The sequence below is a fragment of the Brevibacterium ammoniilyticum genome (genome assembly GCF_038429965.1).
Taxonomy (GTDB): domain Bacteria; phylum Actinomycetota; class Actinomycetes; order Actinomycetales; family Brevibacteriaceae; genus Brevibacterium; species Brevibacterium ammoniilyticum.
Window position 1 is genome coordinate 352,609 of the sequence record NZ_BAABNP010000001.1, and the last position, 13,260, is coordinate 365,868.

Genomic DNA, 13,260 nt, shown 5'->3' on the forward strand with positions numbered 1-13,260 from the left:
GAATGGAGAACATCGTTATCGGCGGATGCGAACAGGCATAAGCTGGAGTCAGCCATCAGCGATGCCAGAAAGGGCGGCGTGACATGAGTGCAGCAGTCGACTACTTCGAGACTCCCCAGCAGGACAACCGTGTGAGCACCGGCGAATACCGGCTGAGGCTCGAAGTCCGGGAGGACGAAGACTTCGCCAAGGACGGCATGCTTGCCATGACCGAGAACGGCACCGAACTCACACCCCGCGAATTCGTCGCCCACTACGCCACCCGCGACGACGTCGACGCGGCCTACGGTCGCGTCACGGACCTCCTCGCCGAGGGCGAGATCGTCCACCTCGAAGAGCGCAACGGCACCGGACAGTTCACCGAATGGATCCAGCTCGCGCCCGAGGAGATGCACGTCGAACCCGGCTCGACGAGCTGACATTGATCTGCCCGTGCTCCGGGATGCCTCCCGGCACCGACTTTGACGACTGCTGCCGCCCAGCTCTCGACGGGGAGATGTGGCCGACGACCGCCGAGGCGCTCATGCGATCGCGCTACACCGCCTTCGCCCGGAAGCACGCCGATCACCTCTTCCGCACCTGGCACCCACGCACGCGTCCGAGCGACCTCGGCGTCGACGAACACGTCACCTGGACGGGCCTCGAGATCCTCGACACCACGGCTGGATCGGCAGCCGACGACACGGGGACCGTGCACTTCCGGGCACACTATCGCGACGACCTCGGCGATCATGTGCTCGAAGAGAACTCTGCGTTCGCCCGGAGGGCCGGTCGGTGGCTGTACCTCGCTACCGCCGAGGACTGAGCACGCTATACTGTCCGTGGCGAATCCGACGCCCAGCCGCGGTCTGACACCCCAGCTAGCAGACCACTCGGCGAAGGGGAGAGAATCCTCGGACCGCCCTGTCAGTGGAGAACTCCTGACCGGGCGTCGAGCTGGGGCGATGCGCGGTCGAGCAAGGACATCCACCGTGACCAAGAACAGCGACTTCAAGACCCTCATCCGTGCGCGCATGGCAACGACGGGGGAGAACTACACCTCTGCCCGAGCCGCGCTGCTGGCCGAAAACTCTGAGCGAACCGAAAATGCCGTGCAGAGCGGAAACACTGGCCCGAGGGACGATGCAGACCTCGAGCGGCTCAAAGCCAAGGTCCGGCGCACCTTCGTCAGCGACGGGACGCTCACAGCGATCCCGAGCAAACGCCGAGCGCTCGTCGTCCTCCTCCTCGACATCCGCGAGACACTCGACCCGCAGCGGATCTATACGGAGAAGGAACTCAACGACCACCTCGGCGGATTCCACCCGGACTTCGCCCGGCTACGACGCGAACTCATCGACTATGGCTACCTCGAACGCAACGCCCACACCGGTGAGTACTGGATGGCCGTGACACTGCCGAAGCGAGAGGGCAACCTCTACCAGGAGGCCGGGGTGTTCGAGTCCGCACTGCGCTGAGGTCGCTGGGCGAGGTCGCGCTGCGCTGAGGGTGCGGGCCCAGACCTGGTCGCGGCGACGTAGACACTCCCGCAGCGAATGCGGCCGGGACTGACTCAAGAACAGACGACAAATGTTTCGGCACCGCGGTGACGACCGCGTATCCTTGGAATCTCGACGGACAAGGACCGCAGAAGGAGCATCCATGGGCCAGGCATACCACGCCGATTCGACCGATCTCACCGACAAAGAGATCCTCACCTGGGACACCTTCGGCCAGTCGGCCAGGGACCTCGCCCAGATCATCGCCGACTCCGACTACGACCCGGAGATCGTCATCGCGATCGCCCGCGGCGGCCTCCTGCCCGCAGGCGCCCTCGCCTACGCGCTCGGCCTCAAGCTCTCCGACGCCATCAACGTCGAGTTCTACACCGACGTCGAAGAGACCCTGCCCGACCCGATCCTGCTCGCCCCGATGCTCGACATCGACGCGATCAAAGGCAAGAAGCTCCTCGTCGTCGACGACGTCGCCGACTCCGGCCGCACCCTGGCCCTCGTCCTCGAACTGCTCAAGAAGAACGGCGCCGAAGCACAGTCCGCCGTCATCTACGCCAAATCCGCATCGATCGTCGACCCCGACTTCGTGTGGAAGCGCACCGATCAGTGGATCGTCTTCCCATGGTCAGCAGAGCCCCCGGTCGAACCGTCGAAGTAGACCGCCGAGGGTTGGACGACTCGACGACGGAGATCCCCGCACCCTGCGGCCGGGTGCGTGGGATCATCGACGGCGCCGTCATCCGCGCCCGCGGCATCCGCTACGCCCGTGCCGAGCGGTTCGCCCACCCCGTCGACGAACCGCCCGTCGACCTCATCGACGCCACCCGCCCCGGGCCGGCGAGTCCCCAACATCGGGTCGACCCCAACGCTGACATCAGCTTCGACCAGATCGGCGGCCTGACCACGAGCGAAGACTGCCTGCGGCTGAGCGTGACCATGCCCCGCGACGCCGAGACCCCGCTGCCGGTTCTCGTCTGGATCCACGGCGGCGCCTACGTCACCGGGGCCGGAGACGCTGAGATCTACGACCCGCACACCCTGGTGAGCGAACAGCGCATCATCGTCGTCTCGCTCACCTACCGCCTCGGCGTGCTCGGCTACCTCGGGCGGGGCCGACCCGAGCACTCGAACCTCGGGCTCCTCGACCAGATCTCCGCCCTGCGCTGGGTGCAGCGCAACATCGCCGCCTTCGGAGGCGACCCGAACGCCGTGACCATCGCTGGGCAGAGCGCCGGCGCCGACGCCTGTGCCCACCTCATGATCGCCGAGGCGACCGACGGCCTGTTCTCGCGCGTGATCATGGCATCCGCCCCCTTGGGACTCTCCGGCGGCACCGACTCGATGAACTGGGCGATGGCGAAGGTCGCCGCCCGCATCCCCGACGGCGCGACGATCTCAGAGATCCTTGCCGCCCAGGATGAAGTGCACAAAGCCGCGCTCGTCGGCGGCCTCCACGCCGGAATGTGCTTCGGCGTCCACTACGGTGCCTACCCGCTGCCGTCCCGCGCAGACGCCGCCGCTGCCTGGGCGAGAGTCGCACCGAAGTACGACGTCCTCATGACCCGCACGGAACGCGAGATCGCCTTCTTCGCCGGCTTCGTCCCCGCCTTCCATCGCCTCCACGACCGCCGACTGACCTCGCCGATGCTCGAATCCCTCATCTCCGGGATCACCTCAGCCGTCTACACCCGCGCGGCGAAGGCCTTCTACGACCGCCACCGGATGTCCGGGGGCCAAGGCGCCCGCCTCCTCATCGTCTCCCGCGGCGACGGCAGCTTCTTCGACGCCGCCCACTCCGGTGACCTGCCGCTGCTCTTCCCCGGCCCGGTATGGGACCAGAGCTTCCTCGACTACGGCTCCACCGCCGAGGTGGCGGGCCCCGAACTGCGCAGGATCTGGGGCCGCTTCACCACCTCCGGGGCGCTGCCCCGAGTGCGGATACCAGGACTCATCGACATCCTCGGCTGAGATTCTCGGGTACTCTGGGCACTCACGGTCGAGGAGCCCTGCTGTCGGAATCCTGCCTGAGGGCGATGGTCGGGCACCGTCTGTGAACGGATGCCGACGCCCGGATGGGACTCCGACGCGAATCCCAACACTTTCCTAACACCTGACCTAGCCGTTCGGCTAGGGTCTTCCGTCTTCCCGATTTCTAAACTCGAAGAGTTGTCAGAAGCTGTTCGAGGAGATCTGTGAGACACCAGCAAGGATTCGCGCCCAGGCTCGCGCGCGTCGGCGTCGCCGTCGCCACAGCACTGGTCATGATGGTCTCCACCGTCCCCGCCGCACACGCTGACGACAGCGCTCCCACCCAGAGCGCGGCAGCCCCCTCCGAGACCCCCATCCCCGCCGAGGCTCCGGCCTCGGCCCCCGACGAAACGCCGAAGGGCTCGTCGCCTGAGGGCGATGCTCCCGCAAAGGCGCCGAAGAGCGTCGCTCCGCAGGACGATGCCTCCGCGAAGGCACCGAAGAGCGTCGCCCCGCAATCGGTGCCCCGTGCCAGCGGCGACAACGCCGTCATCACCGTCAAGGTCGGCGGCGACCGGACGAGCGAGACGAACGTCAAGGGCCTCGCAGGCGTCAAGCTGCGCCTGTACACGGGTGGTTCCGGTGGACCGGATAAGCCAGTGGGCAACAGCTGGGCTTCGTGCACATCCGATGCCGACGGTGATTGCTCTTTCACAGTTCCCGAGACCAATACCAAACGCGTGTGCACAGGGATCTGGCCACTGGAGTGGTGCCGTAACGAGAACCAGGCCAACCGCGACAAGCGCTTCTGGATCGTCCAGGAATCCGCTCCCGAAGGCTGGTCGGCCAACGACAGGTTCGTCGTCGGCACCGCCGCTGACAACTCCACCGAGCGCTACGTTTTCCGCACCGGCACTCAGCTGCGCTCCGGAAACACCTACCGCTCCGGCAAGGACTTCATGGCCGTCGGTGATCGCGGGTCCGACCTGACGAACTCGACGGGCACGTGGCAGAACACGCGCAGCAACCCCAGCCTGCAGGTCTCCTGCTCGGCCGGACTCCGTGTCGCCCTCGTCCTCGACCTCTCCGGCTCGGTGTCGAACTCCAATGCCCTCGGCACCCTCAAGGACGCCTCGAAGGGCATGGTCGACGCCCTCAAGGGCACCAACTCGTCGATGGCCCTCTACACGTTCTCCGACAACTCGCCGCGCAACGACACCGACGACGGACGCAACTGGCCCTCGATGTCGATCGACCCCGGCAACAACGCCGACACCATCAAGAAGCGCATCGACGCCTACAACACCGGCGGCGGCACGAACTGGGACAGCGCGATGTGGCAGGCCGCCAACGTCGCCGACCCCTACGACCTCGTGGTCGTCGTCACCGACGGTATGCCCACCTACTCGATGGGCAACACGAGCAACAACGGCGGCAACGGCTCGAAGACGAACTTCGACGAGATCGAATCCGCGGTATTCTCCGCCAACGCCGTCAAGGCCAAAGGCAGCCGCCTCATGGCCGTCGGCGTCGGCGACGGAGTCGCCAACGGTGCCCCCAATCTCGCAGCGATCTCCGGCAGCACCAAGCACACAACCGGCGGCTCGATCAACGACGCCGACTACTTCCAAGCCGGCTGGGAAGAGCTCGCCGACCTCATGGCCGGCGTCGCCAAGGGTGCGACCTGCCGGGCGGACATCGAGATCGACAAGAAGACGCTCGCCTACGGTGCAAGCGCACCGGCACCCGGCGGTGCGGGATGGACGTTCGGGGTGACCGCCTCGGCGCCGGGAACGCTGGGCCCCATCTCGAAGCAGACGACCGGAGAGACCTCCAAGGTCGCCTACCAGGTGAAGTTCCAGACCCCCAAGCCCGCGAGCACCTCGAAGGTGAGCATCGAAGAACTGCTCACGCAGGCCCAGACCGCCGACGGATGGGCACTCGACGCCGTCGAATGCCGCATCAACGGCCAGAAGGTCTCCGTGACCAAGGACGCGATCAACCTCAACGTCACCGTCGGCGACGCCGTCAAGTGCACGGTGACGAACAAGCAGAGCCTCGTGCCCGGTATCGACATCGAGAAGAAGGCGTGGGACACCCCGACCGCCGCCGGCCTCGACGGGGCCAAGGAGATCAAGGCCGGTGAGACCGTCACCGACGGGCGCACCGTGACCTGGACCTACCTCGTGAAGAACACCGGCAAGACCACCCTCGACGGCATCACGGTCGTCGACGACAAACTTCCCGCTTCCTCAGTGAAGTGCCCGAAGACCCGCCTGAACCCGGGCGAAACCATGACCTGCTCCGCCTCTGGCGCAGTGAAGTAGAACCGAAACACGACAACAGGAGAGAATCGTGAAGAAGCAGACCCTCGGAATCATCGCCGGAGCAGCCGGAGCAGCCCTGCTCCTCGGTGGCGGAACCTTCGCCCTCTGGACCGACAGCGCGACCGCCGACGGCGGACAGATCACCGCCGGTAACCTCGACGTCGCCGTCACCGAATCCGGTTGGCAGGACATCTCGGCCGACCGTGCCGACAGCCCGCACGCCATCGACCTCAAGACCTTCAAGATCATCCCGGGCGACACCGTCCAGGGCAAGTACGGCGTCGACGTCGGCCTCGAGGGCGACAACATGGTCGCCAAGCTCAAGCTCGCCGGCGGCGGAGCGCTCGAAGGCGCCCTCTCCCAGGGCCTCTCGCTCAAGTACTCCGTCCAGGACGCCTCGGGCAAGGAGATCGCCACCGGTGACAACGCCGGCGTCGAGCTCTCCCTCGTCTCCTCGGACAACACCAACCCCGGCAGCACCCAGGTCGCCGCCGGCAAGGCCGTCGACGGCACCGCCGACTTCAACGTCGTCGTCACCGCCGAGTTCGACAAGAGCACCCCGAACCAGGACCTCGTCAAGACCCAGGCCGCACTCGCCGGCTCGAACATCCAGCTCCAGCAGGACCGCTGAGGCTGACCCGCAGCCCGAGGAATCAGGCCGCAGCCTGAGGAATCAGGCGACCGACACACGAGGATGACAACGATGGCACGACACTCCCGGACCTCGGGATTCGCACGCGGACTGCGGTCCGGGGTGTTCGCCATCGTCCTCATCGGGTTCCTCGGCCTCACCGTCGCGATCGGCGTCGTGCCCCGGGTGATGAACGGTGCGGCACTGACCGTGCTCACCGGGTCGATGGAGCCGACCTATGAACCCGGCGACATCGTCGTCTCGGTTCCCCAGGACAGCTACAACATCGGGGATCCGGTGACGTTCCAACCGCGTTCGGGCGACCCCATGCTCATCACGCACCGGGTCGTCGCTGTCACCGACACTCCGGACGGCCGGACCTACGTCACTCGCGGCGACGCGAACGGCAACGACGACGAACCCATCGTCGACGCCCAGGTGATGGGCAAGGTCATCTACTCGATCCCGAAGCTCGGCTACGTCCAGCAGGCCGTCGGCGGGAACAAGGGACTGCTCGTGGCCGGCATCGGCTTCGTGCTCATTGCCTACGCCCTCTACGCGCTCGTCTCCGCAGGCATCGAGAAACGCCGCACGAAGAAGCACGGAGCCCACGAGGCGACCGATACCGCACCACAGACTCGCGAGATGGAGAACAGGACATGACGACGAGGAAGAACTGGCGCATGCCGATCCTCACCGCCGCAGTCCTCATCGCCGGCACTGCCGCAGGAGGCGGGACCATGGCGCTGTGGAAGACCGCAGGTCAGGCCGCCCCCGCGACGATCATCGCCGGAGACCTCGACGTCACCGCTGGTGAGACCACGTGGACCGAGACCTCGCCCGATGTGAAGAACACCGGACGCACCATCGACCCCGAGACCTTCCTCGTCCGCCAGGGCGACACCGTCGAGATGAGCCAGGACTTCACGACCCGCATCGCCGGCGACAACATGACCGCGCAGATCAACGTCGCCTGGGTCGACCCCGCCCAGCTTCCCGACGGTGTGAGCGCGAACTACGAGGTCCGCGATGCCGCCGGCAAGCGCCTCGGCGAGCCCGCCCCACTGGGCACGGCGATCACCCTCGACGAGGACCGGCTGAGCACCGACGATGCAGGACGTGAGGACGAGTTCTCCGTCGCCGTCTCCCTCGACTTCGCAGGCCTCGACGACCGATTCGGTGCCGAGAGCCCCGTCCAGGTCGCCGACCTCGGCCGCTTCTCCCTCAGCCTCGACCAGGTCCGTGACGCGGGAGGCCGACCATGAACCGGAAGCTGCGCAACACCGTGATCCTCAGCGTCGCAGCGGCACTCGGCATCCTCCTCGGCGTCGGAGGGGGAACGCTGGCCCTGTGGAGCGACACCGCCCACGGCAACGGTGAGATCTCCAGCGGTTACGAATACTTCGCCGCCGGCCGGGTCGACGACACCCAGGCCGCGAAGGACGGTTCCGTGAAGGTGGGCATCGGCCCCGCCGAGGCGGAGGTTCTGCTCAAGAACGGCGAAGTCGCCGTGCCCCTCCAGACCGATTCCCTCAGCCAGGGCAACAAAGGCCTGCGCTACGAAGTCACCCCGCCGACCTGGTCCGACGGCATCTTCGGCGCCTCAGACGTCTCGATCTTCCGGGTGAGCGCACCGAGCGAATGCACGGTGCCCAACACGCCGAGCACGCCCCAGGAACTGCGTTCGACGCCCGTGAGCGCGGACTATTCGGACACCACCGATCCGACCACCGAATACTGGTGCGTCACGGCGAAGCTGAAGAACGACGGCGTGGTCGGCGAGTACGAGAACACCGCCACCGTCACCGCGAAGGATCCCGCCGGAACCGAAGTCGAGGCGAAGGACTCGTGGAACGCGAAGGTTCGGCTCGGGCTCGACCCGAAGAAGGAACCCACGCGTGAGATCGCCTTCGACTACGAGACCTTCCGACCGGGAGGTGCCACCCCGTGAGGCTCCCACGCACACTGGCGACCCTGACGATCGCCGGCCTCCTCGCATTCGGCACCGCCACCGCCGCCGAGGCGGCCCCGACCGACACAGCCATCCAGATGTCCTGGGACGGCAGCTCCTACAGCGATACGACGACGGAGACCTTCGTCGGATTCCCCGTCACCGTCCCCGGCGACTCGACGAGCCGCACCCTCACGGTGCGCAACGACGGTCCCACCGATGGAACCCTCACAGTGAGCATCGTCGACGTCGACCTCCTCACAGCCGACATCCCCGACGAGTTCTATGACGACCTGCGCATCGACTGGAAGCGCGGCTCCTCGTCGATCAAGGACCTCGCGGCGGCCGGGACGACCCGGATCATGGAGATTCCCCTCGCCAAGGGGGAGACCACCCCGGTGACCATCGGCTACGACTTCCCGGTCGAAGCGACCTCGGGCAACAAGTCGAACGTCGGTGCACGCCAGGGCAGCTTCGACGTCCTCCTCGAACTCGGCGGCGACGCGACCGACCCCGACAGCGGCTCGGGCAGTGACGGGTCGGGCAAAGATTCCGGCAAAGACTCGGGAAGCGACGGGTCGGGCAGCGACTCCTCGTCGCAGAGTGATGCATCCTCGAACGCAGGATCGAACTCCGCATCGAACGCAGGATCGAATGCGGACGGCACCACCGCCGACGGCGGCTACCTGCCGCGCACCGGTGGTGCGATGTGGTGGATGGCGATTCTCGGCGCTGTGCTCGCCGGTGCCGGTGCCGCCATGGTCCGAGCCGTCCGCCGCCGCAGCTGAGATGACTACCGCGCCACAGTCTCACCGGCGTCGAGGAAGACCTTCGCGACCTCACTGCGCCGCTTGAGCTGCAGCTTCCGCAGAACGTTCGACACGTGATAGCGGACCGTCGCCGGGCTGACGAAGAGCTCCGCAGCGATCTCCTGATTGCTCCGGCCTCGGGCGAGCAGACGCCCGATCTCGAGCTCGCGAGCCGTCAGCGTCCCCACGAGATTCTCACCCATCTTCGCCACCGTGCCCAATGCCTCGACGATGCCCGGGGCGTAGGCTTCGGCACCGATCCTGCGCACGATCGCCAACGCGTGGTCGAGTGCCGACCGGGCTCTGTCCCGGTCGCCGAGCCCGATGAGGAAGATCCCGTAGTCGCGTAGGGTGAGCGCCCGGGGGAGCGGGAACCGATCGTCGCCGAGGGCCGCATCGAAGTGCCGTTCCGCCTCGGCGACGGCCTTCCCCTTGTCCGCCCTGCCACCTGCGGACTCGGAATCCCGGCCCCCTGCGGACACGGAATCGCGACCGATGGCACCGTCGACCTCGAACCTCGCGGCCGCGCATTCTGCGGCGACAAGCCTGGCCCGAAGCCAGTCGACCGACCCCCAGTACGGCTGCCAGCCCTGCCCCTGAGCGGCATCGATCGCCTCGATGAGCTCCCTGGCCTCGTCGAAGCGCTCGAGGTCGATGAGGGCGTGGGCGCGGTAGCTGAGGAAGCCGCGCTGGGTGCCCTGGAGGTTCCGCACCTTCTGCGGCGACGATGCGGCGACGACCCCGTCCGGATCGCCGTGGGCGCGAGCACGTTCGCACGACGCCGTGATGACCATGTCCGCGGCATACGGCTGCCACGACATCGCCGTCTGCCGGTGTGTCTGCGCTTCGAGGTCGATGAAGTCGGGAACCCCACGGGCGGCATTGAGCCACGCCTGCAGCCCGCTCAGCGGCAGCCGGGTCTCGACGTCGATCGTGCTGCCGCTCGACTCGGTGGCGGCGACGACGAGCTCAGCGGCCTCATCGAGCGATCCGGTCAGCGAGAACGCATGGGCGTGGATGAGGCGCATGGTGCCGGCCGCCCACGGTTTCCGGACCGTTTCGAGGAGGTCGACGCCGACCCCTGAGAGCCGTCGGGCACGCTCGATCTCGCCGATCGTCATGGCGACCACGGCCAGCGGGGTGAGGGCATCGATCTTGTACGAACTCGGCTCGAGACCGAGGACCCGGGGCTCGAACTCGTCGAGTCGCCCGGAGATCGTCGCCGCATCGAGTTCGAGGACGAGCTGGAGCATCCGGAAGGCCTCGAGGACGAGCGAACACAGCGTCGGGGCGACCATCCAGCGCATCGCCGGATTGTCCACCTCGTCGGGATGCGTGGGAGCACGGGCGATCATCGCCTGCGCCTGGTCGATCGCCGCGCCGAGGTCGCTGAAGTCCTGACTGCGGATGATCTCGATGACCTCGAGGAACGCCGCATACGCCTGCAGGGTGCGCTCCTCCGGGGAGTCGGTGGGAACGGCGAGGAACTCTGCGAGCCGGTGGACGGGGAACTCCTGGTCCTTGCGGTGGGCAAAGATCGTGAGGATGATGCACTCGCGGACCGCACTCGGGGGCAGGGCCTCGAACTCGTCGATGAGATCGAGCACCGAGTACACCGTCTTGTTCTGCATATTGAGCAGAGCCAGATGGATGAGCAGCGAGGTCCGCGCCTCACCGTCGGCGATGTCGAGGCTGCGGCGCATGACATCGTTGACCGCTTCGAAGTTGCGCGCCCGCACGGCATCGGTGACGAACTCTTCGACCGCCGAGGCAAGCTCGGCATTCCACTCCGTCGCCCCGCTCAGCGTGTACCACATGCGCCGAAACCCGTGCGCCGACGGCGCCAGCGCCCGATAGATCGCCTGTGCCCGCTCACGCGGAAGGGTCTGTCGCACCGCATGCGCGATGAGGGAATGTCGGGTCGCCACGGTCGAACCGAATCCCGATTCGGTGAGAACGGATGCCGTTACCGCGGGCTCGATGTCCACGACCTCATCGAGGCGCGCGGCCACCTCCCGCACGACATGGGGTGCGAGCTCGGTGTCCGCGCAGCTGACGATCTCCACCGCCAACCGGGCAGGATCGGGCAGTTCGAACACGGGGGCGAGCAGCGGATTGTGGACCGGGTCGACCCCGCGGATGGGAATGTCCCAGAGCAGATGGAGCTTGTTGCGCTCCTGCGGGGTGATGCGGCGGAAGATGCTGTCGACGCTGAGGAACGACCCGCCGGTGGCGTTGCGCAGCGTCTCGGCCGTGAACGGGGAGATCGAGGCCCCGAGCACATCGACGGCGAGTGCTTGGATCTCCTCGACGGACAGGGGCTCGAGGACGACGTTCTCACCGTGAGGAGCCGACTCGGCGAGATCGGCGAAGAACGACACGGGCGCGGCCTCGATGTCGGGCAGCCTGCCGGCGACGACGATGAAGACACCCAGACCCATGATCCGGGGGACCATGTAGCGCAGCACGAGGCGGGATTCGACGTCGATCCACTGGGCGTCGTCGACGATGATGGTCTGCAGCTCGGGCCGGTCGCGTTCGGCGAACTCGGCGACGCTCTCCCGGGCGATGTCGATGGGAGAGCGGTGGACGTCGATGACGCGGAACGGCGCGAGACCGGTGCTCATCAGCCTTTCGACGAAGCTGTACGGGGCGTCCTTCTCGAATTCGTCGGCAGTGGCGAAGGCGACGGGCGAGGTGGGGAACATCCGCTCGCCGATCTTGCGTAGCAGCCACGTCTTTCCCGTGCCGGCGAATCCGGTCACCATACACAGCATTCCGCCTTCGGTCACCGCCCTGCGGCAGATGTCGTCGACGATGCGATCGCATGCTCTGATGGGGCTCAAAGTCACAGATGATTGCTTTGTGGTGGGGAGGGCTGCACTCTCATGATCGAACATCCGTTCACGACAGGTGAAGTCAACACGCCGCGAAGAGTGCCTCGTTATCCGACCGTAATCCATGCTTGTGTGCTGGGGCTACGCTGAAGATGTGAAGATTACACAAGTCTCTGCGGCCCGGCTGCTTTCCCTCGACCTGATCGACTCGTCGTCGGATGATCCCGCCGAGGTGGTCCGCCGTCTCGCATGCGTCCAGGCCCAGGCCCTGCCCGGGGCGCTGGTGTCCGTGGCGCTGCGGCTGCGACAGCCGTCGGTGGCTGTGGTGCGGGCGGCCATCGAGGCGGGAGACATCGTGCGGTCGTGGACGCAGCGCGGCACGATCCACTTCGCCGCAGCCGAGGACATCGGCTGGATCCTCGCCCTCACCGCACCCCGCCTGATCAGGTCGCAGACAGCCAGGCGCGAGCATTTCGGGGTGAGCGAAGAGATGCTCGAGCGCGCCGCCGGCCTCGCCGAATCGGCGATCTCCACTCGTGGGCCGCTGAGCAGGGAGGACCTCCTCGCGGAGTTCGCACCCCTCATGCACGGGGTGGGCGACGGGGAGGAGTACGGTCGCGAACGCTACCTCATCACGACCCTGGCGATGCGCGGCATCATCGTCCAATCCGGTTTCGCCGCCGATCGCGACGAGCTCACTTACATCCTCCGCGATCGCTCGGGAGACACCGGCATCGACGCTGAGACCGCGCTGTCTGAGTGGATGCGACGCTATGTGCTCAGTCATGGACCGGTCACTGTCGATGATGCGGCACGCTGGACGGGCCTGCCGAAGACGCCGATCCGCGCGGCACTCCGAGCCGCCGTCGACGCTGGCGAGATCGTCGCAACCGACATCGACGACCGCGAGCACTTCCAGGCCCCCGACCTCGACGACCGCCTCGGCGAGGGTGAGGCCCAAAGCCAGGCGATGCTGCTGCTGCCGGGCTTCGACGAACTCATCCTCGGCTACAAGGACCGCAGTCAGACGCTCGCCCCCGCCCACGAGAAGGCCGTCGTGCCCGGCGGCAACGGGATGTTCAAGAACACCGTCATCGACGGCGCGCGGGCGCGCGGGACGTGGAAGCGCTCACCGAAGAAGACCGGTCCACGGGTGGTCGTCGAGCCCTTCGCCGGTGAGTCCGTCGACCTCGACCGCGCCGAGGCGATCGCCGAATCCCACCCGGCGTTCGGCTGAGGCAGAC

General features: G+C 66.9%; 13 protein-coding genes. 12 read left to right on the forward strand and 1 reads right to left on the reverse strand.

Annotated features, from left to right (window positions below; genetic code table 11):
• Positions 1 to 83: 83 nt before the first annotated feature.
• The 11 genes from AAHA49_RS01660 (at position 84) to AAHA49_RS01710 (ending at position 9,158) form a co-directional block, all read left to right on the forward strand.
• The gene (locus AAHA49_RS01660) at positions 84 to 419 is read left to right on the forward strand and encodes a hypothetical protein (RefSeq protein ID WP_342036963.1); all 336 of its coding nucleotides are present in this window, start codon (positions 84 to 86) and stop codon (positions 417 to 419) included.
• Positions 420 to 496: 77 nt separating this feature from the next.
• Positions 497 to 805, forward strand: a complete 309-nt coding sequence (locus tag AAHA49_RS01665) for a YchJ family protein (protein WP_342036964.1) — start codon at positions 497 to 499, stop codon at positions 803 to 805.
• A 166-nt stretch (positions 806 to 971) separates the two neighbouring features.
• Entirely contained in the window at positions 972 to 1,457 is a 486-nt protein-coding gene (locus AAHA49_RS01670; RefSeq protein ID WP_342036965.1) for a DUF2087 domain-containing protein, read from the forward strand.
• Positions 1,458 to 1,641: 184 nt separating this feature from the next.
• Positions 1,642 to 2,151 carry a phosphoribosyltransferase gene (locus AAHA49_RS01675; RefSeq protein WP_339391957.1) on the forward strand — a complete coding sequence of 170 codons (510 nt, stop codon included), beginning with the start codon at positions 1,642 to 1,644 and terminating at the stop codon, positions 2,149 to 2,151.
• An 11-nt stretch (positions 2,152 to 2,162) separates the two neighbouring features.
• The gene (locus tag AAHA49_RS01680) at positions 2,163 to 3,461 is read left to right on the forward strand and encodes a carboxylesterase family protein (RefSeq protein WP_342036966.1); all 1,299 of its coding nucleotides are present in this window, start codon (positions 2,163 to 2,165) and stop codon (positions 3,459 to 3,461) included.
• Positions 3,462 to 3,685: 224 nt separating this feature from the next.
• Positions 3,686 to 5,788 carry a DUF7507 domain-containing protein gene (locus tag AAHA49_RS01685; protein ID WP_342036967.1) on the forward strand — a complete coding sequence of 701 codons (2,103 nt, stop codon included), beginning with the start codon at positions 3,686 to 3,688 and terminating at the stop codon, positions 5,786 to 5,788.
• Between the two features lie 28 nt (positions 5,789 to 5,816).
• On the forward strand, positions 5,817 to 6,419 hold the full coding sequence (locus AAHA49_RS01690; RefSeq protein WP_342036968.1) for an alternate-type signal peptide domain-containing protein: 603 nt from the start codon (positions 5,817 to 5,819) through the stop codon (positions 6,417 to 6,419).
• Positions 6,420 to 6,491: 72 nt separating this feature from the next.
• Positions 6,492 to 7,082 (forward strand): signal peptidase I, encoded by a 591-nt coding sequence (locus AAHA49_RS01695; RefSeq protein WP_342036969.1) that lies wholly within the window; start codon positions 6,492 to 6,494, stop codon positions 7,080 to 7,082.
• Positions 7,079 to 7,684, forward strand: coding sequence for a hypothetical protein (locus AAHA49_RS01700; RefSeq protein WP_342036970.1), 606 nt, complete (start codon positions 7,079 to 7,081; stop codon positions 7,682 to 7,684). Before AAHA49_RS01695 ends, AAHA49_RS01700 begins: the two co-directional genes overlap by 4 nt.
• The gene (locus tag AAHA49_RS01705; RefSeq protein ID WP_342036971.1) at positions 7,681 to 8,370 is read left to right on the forward strand and encodes a SipW-dependent-type signal peptide-containing protein; all 690 of its coding nucleotides are present in this window, start codon (positions 7,681 to 7,683) and stop codon (positions 8,368 to 8,370) included. Before AAHA49_RS01700 ends, AAHA49_RS01705 begins: the two co-directional genes overlap by 4 nt.
• Positions 8,367 to 9,158, forward strand: a complete 792-nt coding sequence (locus AAHA49_RS01710) for an LPXTG cell wall anchor domain-containing protein (RefSeq protein WP_342036972.1) — start codon at positions 8,367 to 8,369, stop codon at positions 9,156 to 9,158. Before AAHA49_RS01705 ends, AAHA49_RS01710 begins: the two co-directional genes overlap by 4 nt.
• Positions 9,159 to 9,163: 5 nt before the next feature.
• Here the strand turns inward: AAHA49_RS01710 and AAHA49_RS01715 are convergent, their stop codons facing one another.
• Positions 9,164 to 11,947, reverse strand: a complete 2,784-nt coding sequence (locus AAHA49_RS01715) for a LuxR C-terminal-related transcriptional regulator (protein WP_342036973.1) — start codon at positions 11,945 to 11,947, stop codon at positions 9,164 to 9,166.
• A 223-nt stretch (positions 11,948 to 12,170) separates the two neighbouring features.
• Here AAHA49_RS01715 and AAHA49_RS01720 point away from each other — a divergent pair, with 223 nt between their 5' ends.
• Positions 12,171 to 13,253 (forward strand): winged helix DNA-binding domain-containing protein, encoded by a 1,083-nt coding sequence (locus AAHA49_RS01720; RefSeq protein ID WP_342036974.1) that lies wholly within the window; start codon positions 12,171 to 12,173, stop codon positions 13,251 to 13,253.
• Positions 13,254 to 13,260 lie beyond the last annotated feature (7 nt).

Bases quoted from the DNA above. Each gene is read 5' to 3' on its own strand.
- AAHA49_RS01705 (WP_342036971.1), top strand. From the start codon at position 7,681: ATGAACCGGAAGCTGCGCAACACCGTGATCCTCAGCGTCGCAGCGGCA.
- AAHA49_RS01715 (WP_342036973.1), bottom strand. From the start codon at position 11,947: ATGGTGACCGGATTCGCCGGCACGGGAAAGACGTGGCTGCTACGCAAG.
- AAHA49_RS01660 (WP_342036963.1), top strand. From the start codon at position 84: ATGAGTGCAGCAGTCGACTACTTCGAGACTCCCCAGCAGGACAACCGT.
- AAHA49_RS01700 (WP_342036970.1), top strand. From the start codon at position 7,079: ATGACGACGAGGAAGAACTGGCGCATGCCGATCCTCACCGCCGCAGTC.
- AAHA49_RS01675 (WP_339391957.1), top strand. From the start codon at position 1,642: ATGGGCCAGGCATACCACGCCGATTCGACCGATCTCACCGACAAAGAG.
- AAHA49_RS01665 (WP_342036964.1), top strand. From the start codon at position 497: ATGTGGCCGACGACCGCCGAGGCGCTCATGCGATCGCGCTACACCGCC.
- AAHA49_RS01695 (WP_342036969.1), top strand. From the start codon at position 6,492: ATGGCACGACACTCCCGGACCTCGGGATTCGCACGCGGACTGCGGTCC.